This window comes from Lactobacillus equicursoris DSM 19284 = JCM 14600 = CIP 110162 (genome assembly GCF_001434815.1).
Lineage (GTDB): Bacteria > Bacillota > Bacilli > Lactobacillales > Lactobacillaceae > Lactobacillus > Lactobacillus equicursoris.
In genome coordinates this window covers 25,383-52,272 of record NZ_AZDU01000008.1, presented here as the reverse complement: position 1 = coordinate 52,272, position 26,890 = coordinate 25,383, and the positions used below count along the sequence as shown (strand labels likewise).

The window sequence follows — 26,890 nt, the reverse complement described above, 5'->3', positions numbered from 1 at the left end:
TGCGCTGGTTCGAATCCAGCTAACGCAATTGGTAAAGAGGACATGCAAGTAGGCATGTCCTCTTTTGTTTTGCTTTTGATATTTTTCTCGTTTTTACCTTTTTACTTGACCAAAGCAAAAGTTATCTCTAAACTGAAAGTAATGATTAAAAGATGATAAAAAAATGAGGTTATCTAAGTGAATAAATTGATCAAGACAAGCGATGTAAATGATGCTGGCCACTTGCAAATCGGCGGCGTTGATGCGGATTTTTTAGCCAAGAAATACCAAACGCCCCTGCAAGTCTTTGACGTAACTAAGATTCGCCAAGCTGTTCAAGCCTTTAAGCGCGTTTTTGAAGAAGAAGGCGTCGACTATGAAGTCAGCTATGCTTCAAAAGCCTTTTCCTGTCTGGCTATCTACCAGGTCATGGCTGAAGAAGGGGCCCACACTGACGTGGTTTCAGGAGGCGAATTGTATACGGCGATTAAAGCCGGCTTTCCCATGGATAAAGTCAGCTTCCACGGCAACAACAAGACCCGGAGCGAATTGGAAATGGCGGTTGACAACCAAGTTGGCGTGATCATGTTGGACAACTTCCATGAAATTGATCTGTTGAGCCAAATCTTGAAAGAGAAAAAAGCCAAGATTAAGGTCATGCTCCGGGTGACGCCGGGGATCAGCGCCCACACTAACGAATACATCCAAACTGGACAAGTGGACTCAAAGTTTGGTTTTGACCTGGGCAGTGGGCAAGCAGACTTGGCATTGGAAAAAGTATTAGCTAACCCTGACTTTGAAATGATCGGCGTCCATGCCCACATTGGCTCTCAGATTTTTGACGTGCGCGGCTTTGAAGGCTGCGGGCAAAAGCTCTGCGAACTCAGCAGCCACTGGCTGGAAAAATATGGCTACCAGTGCCAAGTATTGAACGTTGGGGGCGGTTTTGGGATTTCCTATACCGAAGCAGATACCCCCTTGCCAGCTGAAGAATTTGTTCGTGCCATCGTCAAGGAGATCAAGACTTATTGCAGCCAGCATGAAATGCCGGTGCCGCAAATTTGGATTGAGCCGGGCCGGGCGATTGTGGGGCCGGCGGGCTACAGCCTTTACACCATTGGTTCTCGGAAAGACTTGCCAGGCTACACCAGCTACGTAGCCGTAGACGGCGGGATGGGGGACAATATCCGGCCGGCTCTTTACCAAGCCGAGTATTCTGCCGTATTAGCTGACCAGCCCTTGGCTGAACCAGAAGAAAAGGTCAATCTGGTCGGCAAGTACTGCGAAAGCGGCGATATCTTGATTAAGAATTGTCCCTTGCCAAAAAACGAACCAGGCGACGTAGTTGTCTTATTAAGCACCGGTGCCTATGGCTACTCCATGGCTTCAAACTACAACCGCAACCCCCGTCCTGCCGTGGTTTTTGCTGAAGATGGGCAAGACAAGCTGGTGATCAAGCGGGAAAGCTATTACGACTTGATCAAGAATGACTTAAAATATTAAAGAATTGACCGGGTAATATTTAACATAGTTAAGTACAGCCTGGCAGTAATCTAAAATAATTAACTTTATCCGATACTTTTCCATGAAAATTCGTTTTGATTTTGAGTAATTACTAACAAAATATGGTAAAATCAACTTGATTGTTAAGCTATTTACTTTTCGATTCAAGGAGAGAATTTTTTATGCCAAAATTAGCACAGGACTTGGAAGGAATTGTTAACCACAAGCTGGACGCTTTGATGCCATCTGACATCCGTTTGTTTGATCGCTACGTTTCTCAATATGAGGGCGTAATCAAGCTGACCTTGGGGGAACCAGACCTGGACACGCCAGAACATGTTAAGCAAGCGGCTATCAAGGACATTGAAGCTAACGACACCCACTATGCTCCTCAATCTGGGATGCCAAGACTGCGTCAAGCCATTAGCAAGTATGTGAAAAAGCTGGACGGCGTTGACTATGATCCGGAAACGGAAATCACGGTAACGGTTGGGGCAACCGAAGCCTTGAACGTTACCTTGGGCGCTCTCTTAAATACTGGTGATAAGGTAATTATCCCAACTCCTGTTTGGTCTATGTACATGCAAGAAGTCTGCTTAACTGGGGCAACGCCAGTGGAAGTTGACACTTCTGATGATGGCTTTGTCTTAACTCCAGAAAAGCTGGAAGAAGTGATTGAAAGAGAAGGCAAGGGCGTGAAGGCAGTAATGCTGAACGACCCAAGCAACCCTACTGGGGTAACTTATCCAAAAGAAGTGATCGAAGGCTTGGCTGAAGTCATCAAGAAGCACCACTTGTATGCCTTGAGCGATGAAATCTATGCTGAACTGATCTACGGCGATACCAAGCACTACTCAGTTGCTACTTACATCCCAGAAAGAACCTTGTATATTTCTGGCTTGTCCAAGTCCCACGCCATGACTGGCTGGCGGCTTGGCTTTATCTGTGGCCCAGCAGAAATCATGAAGAACGTTGCTAAGCTGAACGACTTCACCATTACTTCTGTAACTAACAATGTGCAAGCTGCTGGGATCGAAGCCTTGGAAAACGGTCTGGATGACCCGAAGGAATTTAAGGAAATCTACCAGCGCCGGGTGACCTTCATGGAAAAGGGCTTGAAGGAATTAGGTTTTGACATGGCGCTGCCAAGAGGGGCCTTCTACATTTTTGCCAAGATCCCAGAAAAGTACAACGGCGATGACGTTTCCTTTGCCAAGGCGTTGGCTGAAAAGGCCCGCGTTGGGGTAACGCCAGGTTTCTTCTTCGGTCAAGGGGGCAAGGGCTACGTCCGCATGTCTTACGCTTCAAGTGATGAACACTTGCACGAAGCCTTGAAGCGAATTACTAAGTTCGTTAAGGAAAATTAAGAATAACAAAGTTGTAATACAATGATAAATAAGAGCATGACATAAGTCATGTTCTTATTTTATTTTCTGAAAGAGCTAGTCCAGAATTACCACAAAGTTAGCGCCTATGTTATCATTTAACTTAAGAATTTAAAAAGCATGGGGCAGAAGGACCATTTTAACCAAGGCCTGGTGGTCTTTGCTCTACCTCGGCATCTTTATTTTCGGTAAGCACATCCCCTTGCCCTTTGCCCAAACGCACACTGGGACTGGTTATTCAGCTAAAGATGAATTTTTTAAGATTTATGGAACTAAGGTGGTCCGAATCACGATCAACCGGCCGGCGATTAGAAAAGACATGCCGGACCGGATTTATCCTGACCTGCCAAGTAAGCTATTGGCCAGTCTAGAAGAAGTTAAAAAGCTTCATGCCATCGGCCGGCAGGGCGACCCTGGCAGCAGCGAATTCTACGTTTTTCTTGAAGATGACGTGGTAATCAAGCATGGTCCCTTGTGGCTAGATAAGTACCGGGAGAAATATCGTTCAGAAGATCTGGATATGACTGAACCCCACGAGTTAAAAAATTGGCGGATTAGAAATGCCATCCGGTCGTCCCAGATCAAGAGTGATGAAGAAGACTATAATACCCGTAAACAGCAGCTGTCCATGGGGGCTAGTGATGAAATCCAGCGTGAACAAGTTTATGATACCCGGAACCAGATTATCTTCTCCGATGGAGTAAATTATGACCTGGAAGGCTATCTCAAAGTCTTTTTTACCGACTTTCTCAAGCAACATCCGCATGTGACCAAGAAAGAATTGAGTCGTTTTATCTTAGACAGCTTGTCTTATAGCTTTAATGAGGATCTGTCAAGCCTTGATTTGGCAGATTCCCAGACGGTTTTTTAAGCTTTTGATGTGGATTGCTTATGAGCAGTATTTCAATCAATAAATTAGGCGAAAAGGATGTTTACTATGTCTAAGCAAGAAAATGAGAAAAGATCAAGCAAGGGCCAAGATCGAGACTTGCTAACTGCCCACATGATGCCCAGCTAAAGGAAGTCCGCAATCAGGTGGCCAAGCCGGAAAAAACGAAATTAACAGGCTACCGTCTGTTTGGGATGATTATTTCGGCGGTCATAATTATTAGCGCTTTGTTGGCAATTTTTAGGTTAATGTAGGATTTTACGATGACAGTTTACAGTATTAACAAGGGGATTGGCTGGGCTTCTAGTGGGGTTGAATATGCCCAAAGCTACCGGGGGCAGGTTTTTCGTAAGCTTGGCATCAAGGCCAAGTTTATCTTTACCGACTGGATCGGTTATGAAAATATTGCCCATTTAACTGAAAACCTCGATTTCCGTGATAATGAAGTTATCTGGCTCTATACTTTTTTCACTGACTTTAAGATTAAGCCAGGCAGCTATACTTTAAAGAGACTGGAAAAGCACTTGCCAAAAATCGTGGAAAAGAAAAAGTTGACCAAGTCGGTGCGCTACGTTTTTGACAATGATTTTTGGGCAACGGCTTATTTGAAGAGTGATGGTTCTGACATTGTTGAGCGGATTGAATATGTGTCAGGAGCTAATTTAGTTCGCAAGGACTACTTTAACTATGGCCGCTACTGCACGGAATTTTATGCCCCTAAAGACAACCGGGCAAAGCTTTACCAGCGCCGCTTTTACAATGAAGATGGAACGACTGTTTATGATGAAATCATTGACGGAGATGGGGAGTCCATGTTTAAGTTCAAAGATGAGATTCTCTATTCTAAGCATGAGCTGTTAGCCAAAATGCTGAAAGAGCTCGATTTTGGCAAAAAAGACATCATCCTGATTGACCGGGCGGAGGATCAGGGCCAGGAAATCCTAGAAAACCGCGGCAAGGCTAGAGTAGGAACCATTGTCCATGCCGACCACTTCAGCGAGGCTGAAACTAATGACGATACCATCCTCTGGAACAATTACTATGAGTATGAATTCCAGCACTCGAAGCAGATCGACTTTTACGTGGCCGCAACTGAATTGCAAAAAGAATTGATGGAAAAGCAGTTCCTTAAGTACCAAGGCAGAAAGCCAGTTGTCTATGCCATTCCAGTGGGCAGTCTGGAAAAGTTGCACAAGGTGCCTTTTGCCAAGCGGAAAAAGTGCAGCCTGGTAACGGCCTCGCGATTAGCCAGTGAAAAGCACCTGGACTGGGCCATTCGGGCTGTGGCGAAAGCTAAGCAAGGCTTGCCTGACTTAACCTTAGATATTTACGGGTCAGGGTCTGAAGAAGCGTCTTTAAGAGCAGTAATTAACGAGTGCGGAGCCGGTGGCTACATCCGACTGATGGGCCACCAAAAGATGGATGAGATCTACCAAAACTATCAAGGCTACCTGTCCTGCTCAACCAGTGAAGGCTTTGGCTTAACCCTGCTTGAGGCAGTGGGGTCAGGACTATCGATGATCGGTTTTGACGTCCGCTACGGCAATCCAACTTTTATTCATGATGGACAAAACGGCTACTTGCTGCCGTATGATCGCTTGGAGACAGTCAATCAGCATATTGACCTGATGTCTTCCGCGATCGGCAAACTCTTTAATTCAGATTTGCCAAGTTTCTCAGAGGCTTCTTACCAAGTAGCGGAAAAATATAAGAGCAAGAAGGTTGCCAAGCTTTGGAAAAAGGCGATAGAAAGTGAGCTTTGCCATGATTAATCTCTTTTTTGAATATACAGAAAAAAGCCAAGATTTAGAAAGCTCGCTTAAAGCGGCTGGCTACCAGCACCCTACGGTGGTGATTAAGGATAATGGCTTCTTGCCAAGTGATGTGGAATCGCCACTTAAGTATTTTTTGCAAGCTGCTGGCTCAAAATTTCAAGGACGGCCACGGTATTTTAACGAGATTGATTTACCGGAATACTGGGAAATCAAGGCTAACGCCCAATCAGGTGAAGTCCTGAATCATGGTCAGCAAAGAGGGCGGATCAAGTACTGGAAAAATGACCGCAAGCGCCTGGTTAGTGAAGTTTCTTGGCTAGATGAGCAAGGGCGAGTTCGGATTATCGACCACTACAACCAATGGGGCTGGAAATATGCGGTCACATCCTGCGACAAAGCTGGTAATCAAGCCATGACCAGTTATTTTGCTGACAATGGGCAAGAAGTTCTGATTCAAAACCACTTTACGGGTGACTACACCTATAACGCTCCAGATGGCAAGATCTACAACTTTACCAGTCTCAACCAGCTGACGGCTTACATCTAGACCACGCTGATTACAAAATGGATGGGGTGATTTTTAATTCCCTGGGGACCTGCCTCATTACCTTGATTAACCTCAAGAATAAGCCAAAGCGCAACATGCTTTTCTGGCAAGAAAGAAGCCAAGGCAATGTTCCTGACAACATGCTTTATCTTTTGCACGGCAAACTGCCAGAAAGCCGAGTGGTGATTCAGAATAAGGCAGAATATGAAAAAATCACTGGTCAATTGGGCGAGGCAGAAAAGGCTAAAGTATCATACCTAGGCACGATCTACCCGTTTAGAAGGGAAAACCAGCACCGGAAGCGGGCTTTGACTTTTACCAACTCCGATCAAATCGAAGGCTTGAAACAGATTGTTGAAGCTTTGCCAGAAGTCCACTTTGATATTGCAGCCATTATGGAAATGTCTAGCCGCTTGATGGGCTTTGGCCACTATGATAATGTGGCCTTGTATCCAGTAGTGAGGGATGAAGATACACAAAAATTGTTGGCTGAAGATGATCTATACTTAGACATCAACTATGCCAACGAAATTCTGGAAGCGGGAAGACAGACTTTTGAAAACCAGCAGCTGATTTTAGCTTTTCGGGATACCTTGCATGCCAGCAAGTATACGGCGCCAGAAAATATCTTTGCTGCTCAAGACTTTGATGGTTTAATTACCAAAATAAAGAAAGTTTTGGAAGATCCATCTGCCTTTAATAAAAGCCTGAGGTCACAAATGGTACAAGCTGAAACAACAGCGGTTTCAAACTATCAAAACGAACTGGGCAACTTTTTCTCTTAATAAGCAAATAATAATAAAACATAAAGTGAAGGCAAAAAAGCCTTTACTTTTTAGCTGGCAGATATAGATTTATCCTATTCTTTACAACTGGAATTAATGTAATAACTTGGTAAACATTTGCTATTAAAACCAATAGAGGTCGTATTATAATCTAAGTAAAAAGGGTCAGTATTCGCAAATTTCCGTAATTTGCTGAAATTGCTGAGTAATGGCGAAACTTGAAAAAGATCTGAGTAAAATTCCTAGGTAAATTCAGAGCAAAATAATCAGTAAAGCAAAATGATCCTTACGTAAAATATAATGCAAAAATAGTTGCTTTAAAAGGGATCACCGCTTTGCGGGCGGAGCTGCGGCAGCGAATGCACTGATTGACCCTAAGGCTTATGGGATGACGTCCCAAGTTGAAGCAGCGGTTGACGCGACTCAAGACACGGCTAGTCTGAGTCAGTCAAGCAGCGAAAGTGAAGCTAAAGCTGAGAAGGCTAAGAATACTGAGAGCAAGACTGAAGCGGCATCAGAAGAAAAGTCTGAAACGAGCAGCCAAACTGGATCTGAAGAGAGTCAGTCTGAAGGCAAGAATTCTGAAAGTGAATCAGTTCCTGAGTCTGAGAGTGCAAGTAAGGCAATCAGCGAGAGCAATTCTATTATTGCTATTGAATCTGCATCAAAAAGTAAGAGTATTTTTGACTCGTAAAGCGCTAGTGAAGCTGACAGCATTTCAAAGAGTCTTGCGTCAGAATCAGATAGCAAGAAACAGAAAAGTGCGTCAAAATCTGTTTTAGAAAGTCAGAGTGAAGCTGTTTCAAAGAGTATTAGAGAATCTATCAAAGAATCTGAATCGATTTCTCAATCAGAAAAGACTTCAAAGTCAACTAGCACGAGTTTGTCGGAATCGAAGAGTAAGAGCGTAAGTGAATCAATATCCACTTCAAAGTCCACAAGTGAGTCCGTTTCAAAATCAGCTAGTGCAAGTGCTTCCGCATCTAAGAGCTTGTTGGAATACAATTCAGAGAGTCTTTCAATTAGCGAAGAAAAGTCTAAAATCAAATCTGAACTTGAAGTTGAGCAAATGTCTGCTTCAGAATTGGCAAGTATGAGTGACCCAACTTCTGCTGAACAAAGCGCCATGACTTCCGTTTCAGCAAGTACCTCTGTGTCTGCTTCTGAATCAGCCTTCAACTCAAGCGCAGCAAGTTCTGAAAGCGACAGTTTAGCCAACGTTTCAAGCAACAAATAGTCTTATTTGAGTAAAGGAAAACGTCTAACAAATTGTTAGACGTTTTTTCTTTTGAAAAAGCTCTTCCTCGGTTCAAACTGCCCGAGAAAAGCTGTATCATTAATATGGTAGAAAGGCTTCAGACTTGCTGAAGCCAGAACTTTATGAAATTGAGGTCGCATGAAAAAATGAATGATTTTGACTTAAATCGCTTTTCACGCAACAATAGTTTTTTAGTAAGAATTGGGACGGCTATCCTTTATTCTGTCATGGTTGCCGTCGCCTTAAACTTTTTCTGGCACCCTGGACATATCTATTCTTCTGGCATTACTGGCTTTGCCCAGATCGTCAACACGGTGACGAGCCGCTATCTGCCGTTCACGATCCCGACTGAAGCAACATACTTTGCCTTGAACGTTCCTTTGTTTATCCTTGCCTGGAACAAGATCGGGCATGAATTTACTGGCTACACGGTCTTTGCTGTTGCCATGTCGACGATCATGATGCGCTACATTCAGCCGACCCACATCAGTTTGGATCCTATCCTCTGCGCCATTTTTGGGGCCGCGGTGAACGGTCTTGGCACTGGGATAGCTCTGAAGAGTGGGATTTCAACTGGGGGACTCGATATTTTGGGTATTGTTGTTAGAAAAAAGACCGGGATGAACTATGGCAAGTTCAACATTCTGGTCAACTTGGTGATTGTCCTGATCGCCGGTTTCCTCTTTGACTGGTCACGGGCTCTTTACACGGCCTTAAACATCTTCATCAATGGTCGGATGATCGACTCCGTCTACACCCAGCACCACAAGTTGCAGGTAATGATCGTTACCGAGCACCCAGAAGCCATCATTGAAGGCATCCAGGAAAAAATGCACCGCGGGATCACCATCTTCCACGATGTCGAAGGAGCCTATGGTCATACGGAAAAAACGGTCCTAATCACTATTATCGATACCTACGACTTGTACGATATCCGAACCACCGTCCAAAAATGCGATCCTTTTGCCTTTATGAGCGTTACGGAAGTGCAAAAGATCTATGGACGCTTTCGTGAGCAGGAAGTTGTTTAGATGTAAAAAGGCGCGCTACGGCGCGCTTTTTGCTTACTTCCTTAGTGAAGGCTAAATAGAAATCGCAAGTGAATACGCCCACGAACATGGACATCAGAACGCCAAGGTGCAAATTTCTAAGCCTGATCGGCGCAGACATGCGGACTTTTTCTATACTTTCCGCATTGTTGGCGAATCGACTGAAAAAGCCGAGGAAAAGCTGTTTGACATTATCGTTGATCCAGTTTCTGATGAAGCGTTTAGAGTTGATTAGAGGCTCTGAGAATAATAAAACGCGTTACTTGCAAGTTGCAGGTAACGCATTTTTCTTAGTCTTCTTCGTAGCCCAGGTGGTTCATGATCAAGGCAGCAGTTTCTTCGATAGATCTTTCTGCAACATTGATTACGAAGCAGCCCAGCTTCTTGTAGAGCGCCATGGCACTTTCCAGCTCTTCGTTGATGGAGTCCATGTTGGAGTAGGTCGTGTCTGGATCCATCCCGTAAGAGATCATTCTTTGCCGGCGGATTCGGTTCAAAACCTTTGGATCATTGGTCAATCCGATAATCTTCTTCGGGTCAATTTCATAGATTTCCTTTGGGATGTGGGTTTGCGGAACTAGAGGCAGATTAGCGACTTTGAGCCCCTTGTTGGCTAATAGCAAGGACAAAGGCGTCTTAGAGGTTCTGGAAACCCCGAGCAAAACCACGTCCGCTTCCAAAAAGCCTCTTGGATCCTTGCCATCGTCGTACATAACCGCAAATTCCATAGCTGAAATCCGGTTGAAGTACTTGGTGGTCAGCTGGTGGTTGGCCCCAACCAAGCCTTCTGGTTTCAAGTGGGTCGTTTGACTGATGGCTTCGATGATTGGCGATAAGATGTCGATGTACTTGGCCTTGTGCTCTCTAGCGTACTTGATGATTGGTAATTGCAGCTTTTCATCAACCAAGCTGTAGACGATAACCAGGTTAGGGTATTGTTCGATCTCATCTAAGGTCTTGTTCAGCTTCTTTTGGTCAGTGATGAAAGGGTAGCGCCGGTAGTTGATCTCGGCACCGGGGAATTGAACGGCAGCGGCTTGGGCGTTGTTAAAGGCCGTTTCGCCAGCTGAGTCGGAAATAATGATAATGTTAACTTCGATTTTCTCTTTTTCAGTTGTCTTTTCAGTATTGGCTGTAGTCGTTTCAGTCATATTAATCACCTCGTTAACTCTATTATACCGGAAAAAGCGTGAAAGCGGTTGATGATGGCAAATATTTCAAAAAAATCTCTTGAAGGCCTTGACGATTAGGCTAAATTTGCTATAATTTAGATAAATGTTTATGGCAGTAATGCCAAGAAATGGAAGGAGGGATCACACATGGCTAAGACTATCGTTCACGAAAACGAGTCTATTGATGATGCTCTTCGTCGTTTTAAGCGTTCCGTTTCTAGAAGTGGTACTTTGCAAGAATACCGTAAGCGTGAATTCTACGAAAAGCCAAGCGTTCGCAGAAAGTTAAAATCTGAGGCTGCTCGTAAGCGTAGACATTATTAATTGACTGAAGCTCTCGTGAAAACGGGAGCTTTTTTCATGCCCTTATTTCTTCTTGCCTATAAATGACGCATTCCGGTTGTCCAATGTTTGGCAAATGTGTATCATTAAGATAGGAACCTTAAGAATTTGAAAATTGTTGATTAAAGGAGTGTCCCGCATTTGGAAAAGAAGTTTTCGCCTGAGAGCGTCGAGAATATTCAAAAGCTCGTTGGCGTAAATGATGGCAATTTAAAGCTGATTGCAGAGGGCTACGATGTTGAGTTGGATGATTTAGGAGAAAAGATCAACATCAAGGGCGAAGAAGATCAAGTCGAAAAGGTGATCACGGCCTTGAAGGCCCTTGATAAGGTGGCTTCTAGCGGCATCAACCTGACGGCTGCTGACGTGGTCAGTGCCATGAAGATGGCGGACCGGGGGACGACCGAGTATTTTGGCGACCTCTACAAGCAAATCTTGATCCGGGATGCCAAGGGCCGGCCTGTTCGGGTGAAAAATATGACCCAGAAAGACTACGTTGAAGCCATCAATAAGAGCGACGTGGTCTTTGGCATTGGACCGGCTGGGACCGGGAAGACTTTTTTGGCAGTGGTCTGCGCTGTTGCTGCCTTTAAAAAGGGTGAAGTCTCCAAAATCATCTTGACCCGGCCTGCTGTAGAAGCTGGGGAATCCCTCGGCTTTTTGCCAGGGGACTTGAAGGAAAAAGTTGACCCTTACCTGCGGCCGATTTACGACTCACTTTACGCAATTTTGGGCCAGGGACCAACCGACCGCCTGATGGAGCGGGGCGTCATTGAAATTGCGCCTCTTGCTTACATGAGAGGGCGGACCTTGGAAGACGCCTTTGTCATTTTGGACGAAGCGCAAAATACGACTGATGCCCAAATGAAGATGTTTTTAACGAGACTAGGCTTTAACTCCAAGATGGTCGTTAATGGCGACATGGCCCAGATCGACTTGCCGGGCAAGGCTAAGAGCGGGCTGGTGACGGCCCAAGACATTTTGCAGGGGATTGACCAGATCAAGTTTGTCGAATTCAGCGCCAGCGACGTGGTGCGGCACCCAGTGGTGGCCAAGATTATTCAGGCCTATGAAAGAGAAGGAAAATAATGGAAGGTATTGACGTAAGCTACCAAGATGATGTCGGCTTTTTAGAAAAAGAGGGCCGCGATTGGGAAAAGTGGATCATGGATTTGCTTTTATTAGCCAAAAAGGAGATTGGCAAAGACAACGCTCAAGAAATGAGCATCAACTTTGTGGATGAAGACCGCTCTCAAGCAATCAACCGCGACTACCGGGACAAGGACCGGCCAACGGACGTGATTTCCTTTGCCATTGAAGATGGAGAAGATGGCCTAGACCTGTCTGCCTTTATGGACGACCCAGACTTCACTGAAGATATCGGTGACCTTTTCATGTGTCCAAGCGTCATCGAACGCCATAGCCAAGAATACGGCACCGGCTTTGACCGGGAATTTGGCTACACCATCGTTCATGGCTACCTTCACTTGAATGGCTATGACCACATTGAACCGGGTGAAGCCAAGGAAATGTTTGGCATCCAGGGCAAGGTCTTAGAAGAATACGGTCTGCCCCTTTACCCAGACCAATTAGATGAAGGGAGAGGCAAGTAATGACTCCTGAAGAAAAGCAGCTTTTTGACCTGGCCAAGGACCATTTAAAAGACGCCTATGCCCCATACAGCCACTTCCATGTGGCGGCAGCTCTTGTAACTGACCAAGGGGAGATTTTTACTGGGGTTAACATTGAAAATTCTTCTTTTGGTCTAACCAATTGCGCAGAAAGAACGGCTATGTTTGGCTGGGTCAACAGCGGCAGGCCAGGCAAGATCAAGACCCTGTTGATCATCGGCAACACCGACCGGCCAATTTCCCCTTGCGGGGCCTGCCGGCAGGTAATGAGTGAGCTGATGGCGCGGGATGCCAAAGTCATCTTGCCCGACAGCCAGGGCGACTTTGCGGAATACATGGTTGAGCAGCTTTTGCCATACCAGTTTACAGAAAAGGATATTGAAGATGGTGCAAACAAATAAGCATAAGTCAGGCTTTGTGGCCTTAATCGGCCGGCCAAACGTTGGCAAGTCAACCTTGATGAACCGCTTGATCGGGCAGAAGGTGGCGATTACTTCCGCCAAGCCGCAAACGACGAGAAACAAGATTTTTGGCATTTATACCGAAGACGATATGCAGGCCGTCTTTGTCGACACGCCCGGGATCTTTAAGAGCCACTCTGACCTGGACGAATACATGGACAAGGCCAGCCTGTCTGCCTTAAACGACGTAGACCTAGTCCTCTTTATGGTTGATGCTAAAAAAGCGGGCAAGGGTGAAGAATACGTTGCTGGCCTTTTGAAAAATGTGGAAGTACCAGTTTTTTTGGTCATTAACAAGATTGACCAGGTTCACCCAAACGACTTGCTCCCAATTATTGACTCTTACCAAGCAGTTGGCGACTTTGATGAATTTTTGCCAATTTCAGCCAGCCAGGGCAACGGGGTGGACGACCTTTTAAAGACGATCAAGGACTACCTGCCAGAAGGCCCCCAATACTACGCTTCTGACGAAGTAACTGACCGGCCTGAATACTTTGTCGTTGCCGAAATGATCAGAGAGCAGATCTTGCGCTTGACCGGGCAAGAAGTGCCCCACTCAACCGCGGTCTGGGTAGAACAGATGAACGAGCGGATCAATGGCAAATTGCAGGTTAACGCCACCATCTATGTGGAAAAAGATGGCCAAAAGCGGATCATCATCGGCAAGGGCGGCGCCATGATCAAGCAGATCGGGATGAAGTCCAGAAAAGAAATCGAAAGCCTTTTAGGCGAAAAGGTCAACCTCCAGCTCTGGGTCAAGGTCAGACACAACTGGCGCCAAGATCCTGCCTTCTTGAAGTCGATCGGCTACGATAAGAAGGACCTCTAATGGCTTATGACCTGCTGGATGTGACCGGGATTCTCTTTAAAAGGCGGAGGTACCAAGAAGCAGACCTCCTGGCCAAGCTCTGGACCAGGGAACTCGGGATCGTGACCGTGATCATCAAGGGCGGGATGCGGCCCAAGTCCCCTTTTAACGCGGTTGCCTTGCCCTTTACCGAAGGCACTTTTAGCATCTTGACCAAAAGACGGGGCATCAGCCAGCTGCGGGCGACCAAGGATCTCAAGCAGCACGATGAGCTCTATAGCGATCTGGTAAAAAATGCCTACCTGTCTTATCTCTTTGACCTGGCCGACCACGCTTTTAGCGAATACCAACCTTTAGATGAGTTTTATGGGCTATTGGTCAGCGCCTTTAAGCGGATCGTGGCCGGCCAAGACCCGGAAATCATCACCCAAATGGTGGAATTGCAGCTATTAGCTGCCTACGGGGTGATGCCGCATTTGGCCTCTTGCCTTATTTGCGGCAAAGAGCAGGGCATTTTTGACTATTCCATCGCCTTAGGCGGGGTTGTCTGCAGTGACCACTTTAACCGCGTCCAAAGAGAGCACCTGTCGCCAAAAGCAACTGGCCTCATTCGGACTTTGGGCTTGATCCCGATTGACCGTTTGGGCGAAATTGGGGTCAGCGATCAATTAAAGCTGGAGACTCGGCAGGCGATCCGCAAGATCTACCAGGCAACGGTCGATTTGCGGCTGTCCAGCTTGAACTTTTTAGACGAAATCCGGTCCGATATTTTTCCTAAAAAATAATGAAAATAAGCAGTGTTTGTGGTAAAATATAAGCTATATTGGCAATGATGAGGAATCAGAAAAGTACCGTGCAAGCGAGTATCGGCTGGTGGAAGGATACGGCGGGAAAAGGCACCTCTAGCCAAGCTAATTAAGAGCAGGAGACCAATATGTCTTCTGAATTAGGGTGGAACCGCGAATACTTATTTCGTCCCTATGCAACAGTAATTGCATAGGCTTTTTTTATGGCCTTGCATAGGAGGTAACATATGGCACAAAAATTAGATATTCAGACCATGATCTTCAAGCTGGAACAATTTTGGGCTTCCAAGGGTTGCATGATCATGCCGTCTTACGATGAAAATAAGGGTGCAGGGACCATGAGTCCATACACTTTCTTGCGGGCAGTTGGCCCAGAACCATGGAAGGCTTGCTACGTTGAGCCATCCCGCCGGCCAGCTGACGGCCGCTACGGTGACAACCCTAACCGGCTTTTCCAACACCACCAGTTCCAGGTCGTTTTAAAGCCAGCTCCATTAGAAATTCAACAATACTACTTGGATTCTTTGAAGGTTTTGGGCATTGAACCGCTTGAACACGACATCCGCTTTGTTGAAGACAACTGGGAAAACCCATCCATGGGCTGTGCCGGGGTCGGCTGGGAAGTTTGGCTGGACGGGATGGAAGTTTCTCAATTTACTTACTTCCAAACGGTCGGCGAATTAGACGTTAAGCCAACCATGGGTGAAATCACCTACGGTGTTGAACGTCTAGCTTCTTACATCCAAGACGTCAACTCTGTCTTTGACCTGGAATGGGGCGACGGCGTCCTTTACCGGGACATCTTCAAGGAACCTGAATACGAGCACTCCAAGTATGCCTTTGAAGAAAGCGACCAAAAGCAGCTGCTGGAATTCTTTGACACTTACGAAAGAATTGCCAAGCGCCTTTTGAGCAAGAACCTGGTTCACCCAGCATACGACTACATCTTGAAGTGTTCCCACACCTTCAACCTGCTTGACGCGCGCGGCGCTGTTTCCGTTACCGAAAGAGCTGGCTACTTGCACCGGATCCGGAACATGGCTCACGAAGTAGCTGTTAAGTTCGTGGAAGAACGCGAAAAGCGCGGTTTCCCATTGCTGAAGAGTGCACAATTGAAGGCGGAGGCAAGTAATGACTAAAGACTTTTTATTTGAAATTGGCGTTGAAGAAATGCCAGCTCACGTAGTTACCAAGTCAGTTAAGCAATTGGCTGACCGGACCGGCAAGTTCTTGAAGGAAAACGGCTTGGGCTTTAAGGACATCCAAACCTATTCCACTCCTCGCCGTTTGACGGTGCTAGTTAAGGACTTGGCTGAAAAGCAAGCAGACGTTGACGAAGTCAAGAAGGGCCCTGCTAAAAAGATTGCCCAGGACGCTGACGGCAACTGGACCAAGGCTGCCATCGGTTTTGCCCGCGGTCAAGGGATGAGCGCTGATGATATCTACTTTGAAGAATTAAAGGGTGTTGAATACGCTTATGTTCACGTGCAAAAGCCTGGCAAGCTTGCTAAGGACCTTCTTTTAGGCATGACTAGCGTGATCAAGGATATGAACTTCCCAACCAAGATGCGCTGGGACTCACAAGACTTCGAATTCGTTCGTCCAATCCACTGGCTGGTTGCCCTTTACGGTAGCGAAGTCGTGCCAATGGAATTCTTGGGCATCACTGCTGGCCGCAAGACCGCTGGTCACCGCTTCTTAGGTGACAGCGTGGTTTTAGCAAACGCCGATGACTATGTTGAAGCCTTGAGAGACCAATTTGTTATCGTTGACGCTAGTGAACGCAAAGACATGATCGTTTCTCAAATCAACGATTTGGTCAAGAGCAACAACTGGCAAATCAAGTTAGACCAAAGCCTTTTGGAAGAAGTCAACAACCTGGTTGAATATCCAACTGTTTTTGCCGGCTCTTTTGACCCTAAGTACCTGGAAATTCCTGACGAAGTCCTGATTACTTCCATGAAGGACAACCAACGCTACTTTGAAGTCTATGACCAAGAAGGCAAGCTGATCAACCACTTCATCTCTGTTAGAAATGGTAACCGGGAACATCTGGAAAATGTTGTTTCTGGTAACGAAAAGGTCTTGGTTGCCCGTTTGGATGACGCGGTCTTCTTCTACGACGAAGACCGTAAGTACCCACTCAGCCACTTTGTCGACCGGATGGACAGCGTTTCCTTCCATGACAAGATCGGCTCCATGGCAGAAAAGATGGCCAGAGTTCGCATTATCGGCGACTACCTGGCTAAGCGTTTTGGCTTAAGCAGCGAAGAAGTTGCTGACTTTGACCGGGTAAGTGGTCTCTACAAGTTCGACCTCGTTACCCAAATGGTTGGGGAATTTGCTGAACTGCAAGGGGTTATGGGGATGCACTATGCCCGTTTGGCTGGCGAAAACGAAAACGTTTCTGTTGCCATCAAGGAACACTACATGCCAACTACTGCAGAAGGGGAATTGCCAAAGACCAAGGTTGGGGCTCTCTTGTCCGTTGCTGACAAGCTGGATACCATCATTGCCTTCTTTGGCGCTGGCATGATCCCATCATCTTCAAACGACCCATACGCTTTGCGCCGCTATGCTTACGGGATCGTGCGCATCCTCTTAAACGAAGGCTGGTCCCTGCCATTTGGCGAAGTCATTCCAGAACTGGTCGACCTTTTGTCTGGCAAGACGCCTGCCAAGTTGCCGGTTGGCCAAGAAGCTGACCAGCAGCTGGCTGACTTTATCCGCGACCGGGTAAAGCAGTACCTGCAAAAGAACAACTACCAATACGACGTCATCGACGCTGTCTTGGCCTCAAGTGAACAAGACCCAAGCGAAATCTTGGCTGCTGCCAAGGTTCTGCAAGCTCACCACGACGATGCAGCCTTCAAGCCAGTCGTTGAAAGCTTGACGAGAATCAACAACATCTTGTCTAAGGCTAAGTTCACTGAAGCTGCTCCAGTTGATCCAAGCTTATTTGAAGACAGAAGCGAAGAAGACCTTTATAATGGGGTTGAAGCTTTGAAGTCTGTTCGTGATCATAACGACCTGTACGAAGCCTTTGTTGGCTTGCAGCCAGTAATTGACCGCTACTTCGACGTCAACATGATCATGGCTAAGGACGAAGCAGTGAAGAAGAACCGCTTGAGCCAATTGGCTGCGGTTAACGACTTGACTAAGCGCTTAGGCGACTTGAGCAAGCTGGTTATTAAATAAAACAAGTTAAATTAAATAAAGGGTGATGAAATGGCTGGAAGAATTCCGGAAGAATTTGTCAATGAAGTTCGGGATAGCGTCAACATTGTCGACGTAATCAGCCAATACGTGTCACTTGAGAAGAGAGGCAAAGACTATGTTGGTCTTTGCCCTTTTCATCAAGAAAAAACTCCTTCTTTTAGCGTCAGTCCAGACAAGCAGTTTTTCTACTGCTTTGGCTGTCACCGGGGCGGGAACGTCTTCAAGTTCATTATGGAAAAAGAAGACCTGACTTTCCCAGAAAGCGTCAAGCAAGTGGCCGATTTTGCCGGCATCAGCCTGCCAGCCAGCTACAAAGAGCAGCCGGTTAAGCTGAATCCTTTGATGGAAATGCACAAAGAAGCAGCAGATTTTTACCACCAAATCCTGATGACGACAAAGATTGGGGAACGGGGGCTAGAATATGCCAGAAGCAGACAGCTGGACGATGAGACCCTGAAGCACTTCCAGGTGGGCTACGCCCCAGACCGGGGCGATCTGCTGTTAACCTACCTAAGAGAGCAGGGCTTTGAAGATTCCTTGCTCAGCCAAAGCGGCCTTTTTGTCCAAAGCAAGGATGGCCGGCTCTTTGACCGCTTCCGGGACCGCTTGATGTTCCCGATGACCGATGAGGCCGGGCATCCGGTGGCTTTTTCCGGCAGACGCCTTAGCGACAATAAGGAAGAAGCCAAGTATTTGAACAGTCCGGAAACCAGCGTTTTTAACAAGTCAAACCTGCTCTTCCACTTTGCTGAAGCTAAAAAGCACGCGAGAAAAGAAGGCCACCTGGTACTCTTTGAAGGGCACATGGACGTGATCAGTGCCTATAAGGCCGGCGTCAAGACCGGGATTGCCTCCATGGGGACCAGCTTGACCGAGCAGCAGGTTTACATGATTCGCCGGATTACCAAGAACGTCATCATCAACTATGACGGGGACGATCCCGGTCTGCATGCCGCTGAGCGGGCAGTCGGCCTCTTTAAGCAAGCCGGCAACTTCAACTTAGGGATTGTTGTCTTGCCGGAAAAAATGGACCCCGATGAATATGTCAAGCAGTACGGGGCCGAGCATTACCAGGGGGCCATCAAGGGCGCTATTTCGACGACGGACTTTTTCCTTTACCGGTTAAAGCAAAAGTACAATCTCAATAATGAAAGGGAGAAGGTCAATTATCTGGCTGAAGCCATTCAAGAAATTGCTGGTTTGAACCCGGTTGAACAGGATCTTTATGTAAACCGTCTGTCTGAAGAAAGCGGGGTATCGGTTGAAGCCTTAAAGGTCAACTTGTCCCGGGCTAGACGGCGCAACCGCCGGGTTGAGCAGCATACGAATTATCAGCTGCCAGAAGAGCCAGCGCCGATGCCAGAAATGGTTCAGCCAGAGTCGCCCTTAAAATTGAAGGCGCAAAAGGCCCAGCAGCGCCTCTTATATGCCTATATCTATTCAGATGAGGCCAGAAAATATTTGCTGGGAAATGGCTTTGTTTTTCCAGAAGCCAGCTACGAGAAATTGGCCAAGCTATGGCTGACCTACATTGAAACACATGAAAAAGTTTCAATTAAGGAGTTTTTAGATTTTATTCCTGACGAACTTCAGAGTATAATTGTTAGTACTGATATAATGGAGTTACCAGGTACAATTACCTTGGAAGAACTCGAAGCACAGGTTAGAGTACTCAACTTGTGCAAGATTGACGAAGAAATTGATCAGCACATGCAGGCAATTGCAGCCGCCAAGAGCCGGGGCGATCAATTATCGGTTTTAAGAGAGACGCAGGCAATTTTGCAGCTGCGGCAGTTGAAGCGGCAGGAGGAGGCAGCCGGTGACGGATAAGACGAATAAAAGCTCTGGGAAGGACCAGCTCAGCCTAGAAGCAGCAGTGAAGCTGGTAGTGGAAGAAGTTAAAGGCGACCGGCAGATTACCGAGCTGGCTTTTACCCAAAAGTTGATCAGACCCTACAAGCTGGAAGGGCAGGCTGTCGATCAATTAGTGCAGGAGTTTGAAGACAGCGGGATCAGCATCGTGGACGAGGCCGGCAAGCCGTCTAGACTAGCCTTGACCAAGCAAAAGCACGTGGAAAAGGCTGAATTAAACAGCATGGCGGCTCCAAGCGGGATCCGGATGAATGACCCGGTCCGGATGTATTTGAAGGAAATCGGCCGAGTTAACCTCTTGTCCAGCGAAGAAGAAGTGGCCTTGGCCAAGCGGATTGAGGCCGGAGACGAAGAAGCCAAGCAAGAGCTGGCAGAAGCCAACTTGCGCTTGGTGGTTTCCATTGCCAAGCGCTATGTTGGCCGGGGGATGAGCTTTTTAGACCTGATTCAAGAAGGCAACATGGGCTTGATGAAGGCCGTTGACAAGTTCGACTACCGCTTGGGTTATAAGTTCTCTACTTATGCCACTTGGTGGATCCGGCAGGCGATCACCAGAGCGATCGCTGACCAGGCCCGGACCATCAGAATTCCGGTTCACATGGTCGAAACCATCAACAAACTGATCCGGATCCAAAGACAGCTCTTGCAGGACCTAGGCCGAGACCCTGAGCCAGAAGAAATCGCAGCCGAAATGGACATCACGACCAAGAAGGTCCGGGAAATCCTCAAGATTTCACAAGAACCGGTTTCTCTGGAGACGCCAATTGGCGAAGAAGACGATTCTCACCTAGGCGACTTTATCGAGGACAAGGATGCCATGAGTCCAGAGCAGCACGCAGCGAATGAAATGCTAAAAGAGCAGCTTTCAGAAGTCTTGAGAACCTTGAGCGCGCGCGAAGCTGATGTTTTGCGCCTGCGCTTTGGCTTAGACGATGGCAAGACGCGGACTTTAGAAGAAGTGGGGCAGCATTTTGACGTAACGCGCGAGCGGATCCGGCAGATTGAGGCCAAGGCCTTGAGAAAGCTGCGTCACCCAAGTCGCAGTGGTCAACTGCGCGATTTCCTTGATTAGTTTTTAGTATTGCAGGCTAAGAAAACAGTATTGACGATAAAGAGTGAAGGCGATCAAATGACAGACAAAGCAAAGAGCGCTGCCAAGGACCAGCAACTGTCCCTGGCTGATGCGGTAAAGATAGTTGTTAAGGATGTCAAAAAGCAAAAGCAGATTACAGACAAGGAATTCACTGATCGTTTACTTAAGCCGTATCAGCTGGAAGGCAAGGCTGTTGATCAGCTGGTGCAGGAATTTGAAGACAATGGGATCAGCATTGTCAACGAAAAAGGGGAACCTTCGAAATTAGCCTTAACCAAGCAAAAGCACGTGGAAAAGGCTGAGCTGGAAAATCTGGCAGCCCCAGGCAGCCGGATGAATGACCCCGTGCGCCAATACCTAAAGCGGATCGGCCGGGTCAACCTTTTGACTGGGAATGAAGAAGTTGAATTAGCCAAGCGGATTGAAGCTGGAGACGAAGAGGCTAAGGAAGAATTGACCAATGCCAACTTGCGGTTAGTGGTTTCCATTGCCAAGCGCTATGTTGGCCGGGGGATGAGCTTTTTAGACCTGATTCAAGAAGGCAACATGGGCTTGATGAAGGCAGTTGACAAGTTTGACTACCGCCTTGGCTTCAAGTTCTCCACTTATGCCACTTGGTGGATCAGACAGGCGATCACTAGAGCGATCGCTGACCAGGCTCGAACCATCAGAATTCCGGTTCACATGGTTGAAACCATCAACAAGCTGATCCGGATCCAAAGACAGCTCCTGCAGGACCTTGGCCGGGATCCTGAACCGGAAGAAATCGCAGCCGAAATGGACTTGCCGGTTAAAAAGGTCAGAGAAATTCTCAAGGTGGCCCAGGAACCAGTATCGCTGGAAACCCCAATCGGGGAAGAAGACGACTCACACCTTGGCGACTTCATTGAAGACAAGGATGCCACGAGTCCTGAGCAGCACGCAGCCAATGAGCTGCTGAAAGACCAGCTGGCAGAAGTCCTTGACACTTTGACTGACAGAGAGGAAAATGTTTTACGTCTGCGTTTTGGGCTTGATGACGACAACCCGCGCACGCTGGAAGAAGTGGGCCGGGTCTTTGGCGTAACGCGCGAGCGGATCAGACAAATTGAAGCCAAGGCTTTGAGAAAGCTGCGGCACCCAAGTCGAAGCAACCAGCTTCGCGACTTTTTAGAGTAGTAAATTAGCAAATTAATAATGAACAGGGCGGATTGAATGGCAAAAGAAAATGCTTCTAACGTAAATGATTTTCCACTGGAAAAGGCAGTAAAAATGGTGATTGCCGGTCTCTCAAAGACCAAGCAGATCAGCGAAAAAGACCTAAAGGCACGGCTTTTGGTCCCATATCAGCTGAACCAAGAAGATACTGCCAAGCTGGTTGAACAGTTTGCGGATAGTGGGATCAGCATTGTCGATGATCAGGGCGAACCATCAAGCCTTGCATTGAAAATTCAGGAGGAAGCTGAAAAAGAAGAGAAGAAAGAATTAATCAATTCTAGTGACAGCGACCGGGTTTATGATTCCGTCCGCATGTACTTAAAAGAAATCGGCAAGGTGCCGCTTCTCAGCCGGGATGAAGAAGTAGAAGTGGCTAAGCGGATTGAAGCCGGGGATGAATCAGCTAAAGACGAACTGGCGGCTGCCAACTTGCGGCTCGTTGTGTCGATTGCCAAGCGCTATGCCAAGCACAATGGGAAGATGGGCATCTTGGACTTGATCCAGGAAGGCAATATTGGCCTGATGAAGGCAGTTGACAAGTTTGATTACTCCAAGGGCTTTAAGTTCTCTACTTACGCCACTTGGTGGATCAGACAGGCCATTACCCGGGCTTTAGCTGACCAAGACCGGATGATCAGAATTCCAGTTCACGTGGTTGAAAGCATCAACAAGATGAACCGGATCCAGCGGGTACTCCAGCAAGACTTGGACCGGGATGCCAAGCCAGAAGAACTGGCTGCGGAAATGGATGAGCCGCTTCAAAAGGTTCAAGAAATTTTGACGGTAGCCAAGAACCAGGAAACCGATTCTCTGGACAAGCCAGTTGGTGAAGAAGGGGATTCCCAATTAGGCGACCTGCTGGAAGACAACAAGGCAGTTAACCCAGAAGAATACACGGCCTTTGAAATGCTGAAAGACCAGCTGTCAGGGATGATGGACGACTTCTTGACCGAAAGAGAGGCTAAGGTCTTGACTCTCCGCTTTGGTCTAGGCGATGACGAACCCCACACCCTGGAAGAGGTTGGCCGGGAACTGGGCGTGACCCGGGAACGGGTGCGGCAGATTGAAGCCAAGGCAGTTAAGAAGCTCAAGCACCACTCAGACATGCTGCAAGACTACTTCTCAGCTGAATAGGCAGATTAAGAAGAACATGTTTCCATTTTTTGGAAGCATGTTTTTTCTTTTGACAGAAAAGCTGAAAAAGCAGCGATCCCGAAATGACCAATTATGACTTTTTTAAGGGAGTGAACGCTTTTATGGGCAGGCATCCGGTTTAACATCAACGAACCATTCCTGTTTGGTTTGCCGGTAGTTTACAACGTTAACTTGTTTGTACTATCAGTCAAGGAAAACCGGGCCAAGCTCAAGAAGTCCATTGATAACATCAACGTTGCCAATAAAGAGCTGGTTCACAAGATCTAAGGAGGAGTCGTCATGTCCGCATTATCTGCTAATTTGGCCCTGCCCTTCACTGGGATTTTCATCAGCCTGGCCGTCTTCCTTTTTGGTCAATTTCTCTTTAAAAAGAGCCACGGCTTCTTCCTTTTCCACCCCTTGTTAGTGGGGACGGTTTGCGGGATCCTCATTCTAGTTGTCTGGGGCAAGCTGAGCGACATGAGCACAGCAGCTGTTTACAATAAGTACTTCCTGCCAGGGGGCAATATTATCAACTGGTTCCTGCAGCCAGCAACGATTGCTTTTGCCATCCCGCTATATAAGCGTAACGATGTCGTTAAAAAGTACTGGAAAGAGACCATCCTGGCCCTGGTTGCTGGTTCATTTATCGCCATGTTCGCCATCCTGGCCGTTGCGAAATTGCTGGGATTAAGTCGAGCAACGACGATTGCTATGCTGCCACAAGCGGCGACTTTGGCGATTGCTACCCAGATCACCACTTCCCTGGGTGGGCAAGCCGCGATCACTTCTTTAGCCTGCATCTTAAATGCCGTGATCATCTATGCCGCGGGTGATATCTTGATCAAGGCCTTCCGCTTGGACAAGTCTGACATCGGCCTGGGTCTGGGCCTGGGGACAGCTGGCCACACGGTTGGTTCGGACAAGGGAGTGGAACTTGGCTCAGTAGAAGGGGCAATGGCCTCAATTGCCGTGGTTATCATTGGCCTGGTGATGAACTTCATCGTCCCGATCTTTGTAAATCTGTTTATGTAAGCTAAAAAAATCCTGCCGAGCTGGACTTGGCAGGATTTTTTAAAGCAGCTGTCAGGCAAGAGGCGACAGTGGGCTGGTTGGCCGCGATAAGGTTCCGGGATCGCGCGCCAAGCTGAAATTGTAACTTAAGCAACAATAGCGCCACCAGATTTGTTCTGGTGGCGCTATTTAATTGTCGGCGATTGCCGGTGATGCCTCCTGTATTCATTCGGCGTCTGGCCCGTTTCTTGCCTAAAGGCGCGGTAGTAGGTACTGACGCTAGGGTAGCCGACGATCGTGCTGATCTCCTCGATGCTCTTGGTCGTCAGCTCTAGAAGGGACTTGCTGATCGACACCCGGGTCTCCGTCTTTAGCTGACTAAAAGTCTGGTCAAAGAGCTGCCTAATCAGGCGGGACAGGTACTTGGGCTGGTAACCAAAGTGCTGGGCCATCTTCTCCAAGCTAACGTCTTGAACATTGGCTACCAGGTAGTTCATGATCATCCCGCTCCTGGTCATCGAATTGGTATAGTGGACATTACTGCTGGGAAAATGGGACGAATCCAGGCAAACTCGCCCATGATAGTGCCGGGACAGCTCGGTTAAGAAGCCCGCGCAGGCCAGCGACAGTTCATAATCAAGGAAGTAGTCGCCTTCTCCCGCCTCCGAAATCCGCTGGCAGAAGTTCAGCCCCTAATGGCAGATCATGTTGTCCAGGCCAGTGTAGTGCACGTAGCTTTCCGCCTGGTCCAGGTCCTTGAAAACGTCATGAACCAGGCCGTTATTGGCCATGGTTAGGGTGTCAAGGACTGCCTGCCGCTTAAAGTCCAGGCTGATCAGCCTTAATTTAAAAGGCTCTTTGTTGAAAAAAGCTATCCGCGGCAATTTCTTTGAGATCACGATATCGTAAGCATCCAGCTGACAGGGCAAGTTGTTCAAAAGGGCATGGCAGGGTGAGAGGACCTCCACCAGCTCTAAGTGAAAAGCTGAGCTTATCTCTGTGCCTTTTTCCGCGATAAACGAATCATGTCCAAGTTCAATTCTGCCCACGACTTTCCGCTCAATAAACATTTGCTCCCTCTTCTAAAAGTTACTTTTTGCTAATAATTTAGATACCCGGCTTAATTACTATTATACTTTTTTCACGATATAATGTAAGCGGTTAAGAAAATTAAGTGTGAAAAAACGAGGAGAAATACCATGTCATATCAAGATGGAAAATACCAAACTGAAGCAGAAGGCCTGCACGGCCCAGTTAAGGTGGCCACGACCATCACTGATGGAAAGATCAGCGCTGTAGAGGTCCTGGTCGGAGCAGGTGAATACCAGTCAAAGGCCAATGAGGTAATTGCTGACGAAATCATCGCCTCCCAGTCAACTGAAGTTGATGCTGTATCTGGCGCGACCGTTTCATCCAATGCTATCATGACTGCTGTAAAGAAGGCCCTGAAGGAAGCTAGCGGTGAAAGCCAGGACAAGACTAAGGAAGAATTGACCACCGACCTGGCCATTGTCGCTGCCGGCCCAGCTGGCTTAGCGGCCGCCGTTGCCGCGGCTGAACAGGGGGTCAAGGTCCTCGTTTTTGAAAAGGAAAAGATTACTGGCGGGACCGCCAACATGGGGATGGGGCCACTGGGGATCAATACCAAGATCCAAAAGGCCAACTTCAATGAAATCTCTGTGGCTGAAGCCTTGAAGAACCAGATGGAATACACCCACTACCGGGTTAATGGCCGCCTGGTCGCCCGCTACTTCAAGCAATCCGCCTCAACTATTGACTGGCTGGAAGGCATGGGGGTCAAGTTTGCCGGGGCTTTCCGCTACTTTAAGGAATCTAACGCCACCTGGCACATCGTTGACCCAGGAGATGGCAAGATCGGGCCTGGCTGCGCCTCAGCCATGAACAAGGCTTTAACCAAGCGGGCTGAAGAATTGGGAGTCAAGTTCTACCTGGAGACCCCAGTCAAGCAGCTGTTGACTAAAGAAGGCAAGGTGACCGGCCTGCTGGCTGAAAGTGAAGAAGCTGAATACACGGTTCAAGCCAAGGCTGTAGTCGTTGCAACTGGCGGCTATGGATCAAGCGCGGAAATGCTGAAAGAACGGCAGGGCTTTGACCTGGACAAGAACTTCTTTACCTTCAACGTGCCGGGGATCAAGGGTGAAGGCCTGAAGATGATGTGGCAGGCCGGGGCTCAAAAGTACGGCGACACGGTCGAAATGATCTACATCCTGCCGCACAACCTGGAATACATGGTGGCTGATGGGGTTCTGCGCCAGCCAAACTTGATGATCAACCAGGATGGGGACCGCTTTATGGATGAAGGGATGCTGGGCAATACCACCTTCTCTGGCAATGCCATGTTCCTTCAGCCAGGCCACTATGCCTATGTCATCATGGACCGGGCAATTCTGAAGCAGTACCAAGATGAAGGACCTGACATCATGGACATCGTCCACCCAGCTGCCGGCTTTAAGCTGCTGGACCCAGTCATTAAGAAGGCTGAAGAGAATGGCTATGAGGCAATCATTACGGCTGATACTGTCGCTGAATTAGCTGAAAAATTAGCCATCCCGGTTGACAAGCTGCAAAAAACCATCGACGACTACAACAGTTACTGTGACCATGGCCAGGACCCTGACTTCTTCAAGAATCCTGACTACCTCCACAAGCTGACTGGGGAAGGCGGCTACCTGGTCGGCAAGTTCTACAGCGGGGCCTACGGGACGGTTGGCGGTGTCAAGATTGATGAGAACTGCCAAGTCCTGGATGACGACGATAAGGTAATCCCAGGCCTGTACAGCGCTGGATCAGATGCCAATACCATCTATGCCGACAGCTACAACTTTACTCTGCCAGGCAACACTATGGGCTTTGCCGTAAACTCCGGCCGCATCGCCGGCCTGGAAGCAGCCAAATACATTGCTAAATAATTGAATATGGCAGAAAGACGGTTGACATCAGTCAACCGCCT

At 47.6% G+C, this 26,890-nt stretch carries 26 protein-coding genes; 22 read left to right on the top strand and 4 right to left on the bottom strand.

Translation table 11 applies throughout. From position 1 onward, the window contains the following. Window positions 1-177: 177 nt before the first annotated feature. The 7 genes from lysA (at window position 178) to FC20_RS02815 (ending at window position 7,557) form a co-directional block, all read left to right on the top strand. Window positions 178-1,482 carry a diaminopimelate decarboxylase gene (gene lysA, locus FC20_RS02845; protein ID WP_056945308.1) on the top strand — a complete coding sequence of 435 codons (1,305 nt, stop codon included), beginning with the start codon at window positions 178-180 and terminating at the stop codon, window positions 1,480-1,482. Window positions 1,483-1,664: 182 nt separating this feature from the next. Beyond that, on the top strand, window positions 1,665-2,849 hold the full coding sequence (locus FC20_RS02840) for an aminotransferase class I/II-fold pyridoxal phosphate-dependent enzyme (protein ID WP_008462573.1): 1,185 nt from the start codon (window positions 1,665-1,667) through the stop codon (window positions 2,847-2,849). 178 nt (window positions 2,850-3,027) lie between these two features. Continuing rightward, complete coding sequence (locus tag FC20_RS02835; RefSeq protein WP_008462572.1) at window positions 3,028-3,738, top strand: hypothetical protein; 711 nt, start codon at window positions 3,028-3,030, stop codon at window positions 3,736-3,738. A 281-nt stretch (window positions 3,739-4,019) separates the two neighbouring features. After that, a complete protein-coding gene (gene gtfA / locus FC20_RS02830; protein WP_008462568.1) occupies window positions 4,020-5,528 on the top strand; it encodes an accessory Sec system glycosyltransferase GtfA in 1,509 nt (502 codons plus the stop codon). Next, a complete protein-coding gene (locus FC20_RS10815; RefSeq protein ID WP_236697626.1) occupies window positions 5,521-6,078 on the top strand; it encodes a glycosyltransferase family protein in 558 nt (185 codons plus the stop codon). Before gtfA ends, FC20_RS10815 begins: the two co-directional genes overlap by 8 nt. A 17-nt stretch (window positions 6,079-6,095) precedes the next feature. Continuing rightward, window positions 6,096-6,863 carry a glycosyltransferase family protein gene (locus FC20_RS10810; protein ID WP_008462565.1) on the top strand — a complete coding sequence of 256 codons (768 nt, stop codon included), beginning with the start codon at window positions 6,096-6,098 and terminating at the stop codon, window positions 6,861-6,863. Between the two features lie 388 nt (window positions 6,864-7,251). Further along, entirely contained in the window at window positions 7,252-7,557 is a 306-nt protein-coding gene (locus FC20_RS02815; RefSeq protein ID WP_008462564.1) for a hypothetical protein, read from the top strand. 152 nt (window positions 7,558-7,709) lie between these two features. On the opposite strand, the gene FC20_RS10285 is transcribed toward FC20_RS02815, so the two are convergent. After that, window positions 7,710-8,081, bottom strand: coding sequence for a hypothetical protein (locus tag FC20_RS10285; protein WP_156402946.1), 372 nt, complete (start codon window positions 8,079-8,081; stop codon window positions 7,710-7,712). Window positions 8,082-8,267: 186 nt separating this feature from the next. Here FC20_RS10285 and FC20_RS02805 point away from each other — a divergent pair, with 186 nt between their 5' ends. Continuing rightward, window positions 8,268-9,152 (top strand): YitT family protein, encoded by an 885-nt coding sequence (locus FC20_RS02805; RefSeq protein ID WP_008462560.1) that lies wholly within the window; start codon window positions 8,268-8,270, stop codon window positions 9,150-9,152. Between the two features lie 308 nt (window positions 9,153-9,460). Here FC20_RS02805 and FC20_RS02800 read toward each other — a convergent pair whose 3' ends face one another. Beyond that, entirely contained in the window at window positions 9,461-10,321 is an 861-nt protein-coding gene (locus tag FC20_RS02800; protein ID WP_008462555.1) for a pyruvate, water dikinase regulatory protein, read from the bottom strand. Window positions 10,322-10,489: 168 nt separating this feature from the next. On the opposite strand from FC20_RS02800, the gene rpsU reads away from it, so the two are divergent. From rpsU to FC20_RS02735, 13 genes are all read left to right on the top strand, one after another. Further along, a complete protein-coding gene (gene rpsU / locus FC20_RS02795) occupies window positions 10,490-10,666 on the top strand; it encodes a 30S ribosomal protein S21 (protein WP_002880182.1) in 177 nt (58 codons plus the stop codon). A 159-nt stretch (window positions 10,667-10,825) separates the two neighbouring features. Further along, entirely contained in the window at window positions 10,826-11,773 is a 948-nt protein-coding gene (locus FC20_RS02790) for a PhoH family protein (RefSeq protein ID WP_008462437.1), read from the top strand. Further along, the gene (gene ybeY / locus FC20_RS02785; protein WP_008462436.1) at window positions 11,773-12,297 is read left to right on the top strand and encodes an rRNA maturation RNase YbeY; all 525 of its coding nucleotides are present in this window, start codon (window positions 11,773-11,775) and stop codon (window positions 12,295-12,297) included. Before FC20_RS02790 ends, ybeY begins: the two co-directional genes overlap by 1 nt. Then, complete coding sequence (gene cdd / locus FC20_RS02780) at window positions 12,297-12,716, top strand: cytidine deaminase (RefSeq protein WP_056945307.1); 420 nt, start codon at window positions 12,297-12,299, stop codon at window positions 12,714-12,716. The genes ybeY and cdd overlap by 1 nt, the downstream gene beginning before the upstream one ends. Then, window positions 12,700-13,605, top strand: a complete 906-nt coding sequence (gene era, locus FC20_RS02775; protein ID WP_008462428.1) for a GTPase Era — start codon at window positions 12,700-12,702, stop codon at window positions 13,603-13,605. The genes cdd and era overlap by 17 nt, the downstream gene beginning before the upstream one ends. Next, window positions 13,605-14,369 (top strand): DNA repair protein RecO, encoded by a 765-nt coding sequence (recO, locus tag FC20_RS02770; RefSeq protein WP_008462427.1) that lies wholly within the window; start codon window positions 13,605-13,607, stop codon window positions 14,367-14,369. The genes era and recO overlap by 1 nt, the downstream gene beginning before the upstream one ends. 248 nt (window positions 14,370-14,617) lie before the next feature. Beyond that, window positions 14,618-15,529, top strand: a complete 912-nt coding sequence (gene glyQ, locus FC20_RS02765) for a glycine--tRNA ligase subunit alpha (RefSeq protein ID WP_008462426.1) — start codon at window positions 14,618-14,620, stop codon at window positions 15,527-15,529. After that, entirely contained in the window at window positions 15,522-17,588 is a 2,067-nt protein-coding gene (glyS, locus tag FC20_RS02760; RefSeq protein ID WP_008462425.1) for a glycine--tRNA ligase subunit beta, read from the top strand. Before glyQ ends, glyS begins: the two co-directional genes overlap by 8 nt. A 30-nt stretch (window positions 17,589-17,618) precedes the next feature. Then, window positions 17,619-19,439 carry a DNA primase gene (gene dnaG / locus FC20_RS02755; protein WP_008462424.1) on the top strand — a complete coding sequence of 607 codons (1,821 nt, stop codon included), beginning with the start codon at window positions 17,619-17,621 and terminating at the stop codon, window positions 19,437-19,439. Further along, window positions 19,429-20,553 (top strand): RNA polymerase sigma factor RpoD, encoded by a 1,125-nt coding sequence (rpoD, locus tag FC20_RS02750; protein WP_056945306.1) that lies wholly within the window; start codon window positions 19,429-19,431, stop codon window positions 20,551-20,553. Before dnaG ends, rpoD (FC20_RS02750) begins: the two co-directional genes overlap by 11 nt. Window positions 20,554-20,610: 57 nt before the next feature. Then, window positions 20,611-21,732 (top strand): RNA polymerase sigma factor RpoD, encoded by a 1,122-nt coding sequence (gene rpoD, locus FC20_RS02745; RefSeq protein WP_008462422.1) that lies wholly within the window; start codon window positions 20,611-20,613, stop codon window positions 21,730-21,732. Window positions 21,733-21,768: 36 nt separating this feature from the next. Then, complete coding sequence (locus FC20_RS02740) at window positions 21,769-22,905, top strand: sigma-70 family RNA polymerase sigma factor (protein WP_008462421.1); 1,137 nt, start codon at window positions 21,769-21,771, stop codon at window positions 22,903-22,905. Between the two features lie 300 nt (window positions 22,906-23,205). After that, window positions 23,206-23,940 (top strand): LrgB family protein, encoded by a 735-nt coding sequence (locus FC20_RS02735; RefSeq protein ID WP_008462419.1) that lies wholly within the window; start codon window positions 23,206-23,208, stop codon window positions 23,938-23,940. A gap of 164 nt (window positions 23,941-24,104) precedes the next feature. On the opposite strand, the gene FC20_RS10805 is transcribed toward FC20_RS02735, so the two are convergent. Next, complete coding sequence (locus FC20_RS10805) at window positions 24,105-24,416, bottom strand: helix-turn-helix domain-containing protein (RefSeq protein ID WP_236697625.1); 312 nt, start codon at window positions 24,414-24,416, stop codon at window positions 24,105-24,107. Between the two features lie 195 nt (window positions 24,417-24,611). After that, on the bottom strand, window positions 24,612-24,989 hold the full coding sequence (locus FC20_RS10800; RefSeq protein ID WP_008462416.1) for a hypothetical protein: 378 nt from the start codon (window positions 24,987-24,989) through the stop codon (window positions 24,612-24,614). Between the two features lie 129 nt (window positions 24,990-25,118). Between FC20_RS10800 and FC20_RS02725 the strand changes: the two genes are divergently transcribed. Continuing rightward, window positions 25,119-26,849, top strand: coding sequence for an FAD-dependent oxidoreductase (locus tag FC20_RS02725; RefSeq protein WP_082610472.1), 1,731 nt, complete (start codon window positions 25,119-25,121; stop codon window positions 26,847-26,849). The last annotated feature ends 41 nt before the right edge of the window (window positions 26,850-26,890 follow it).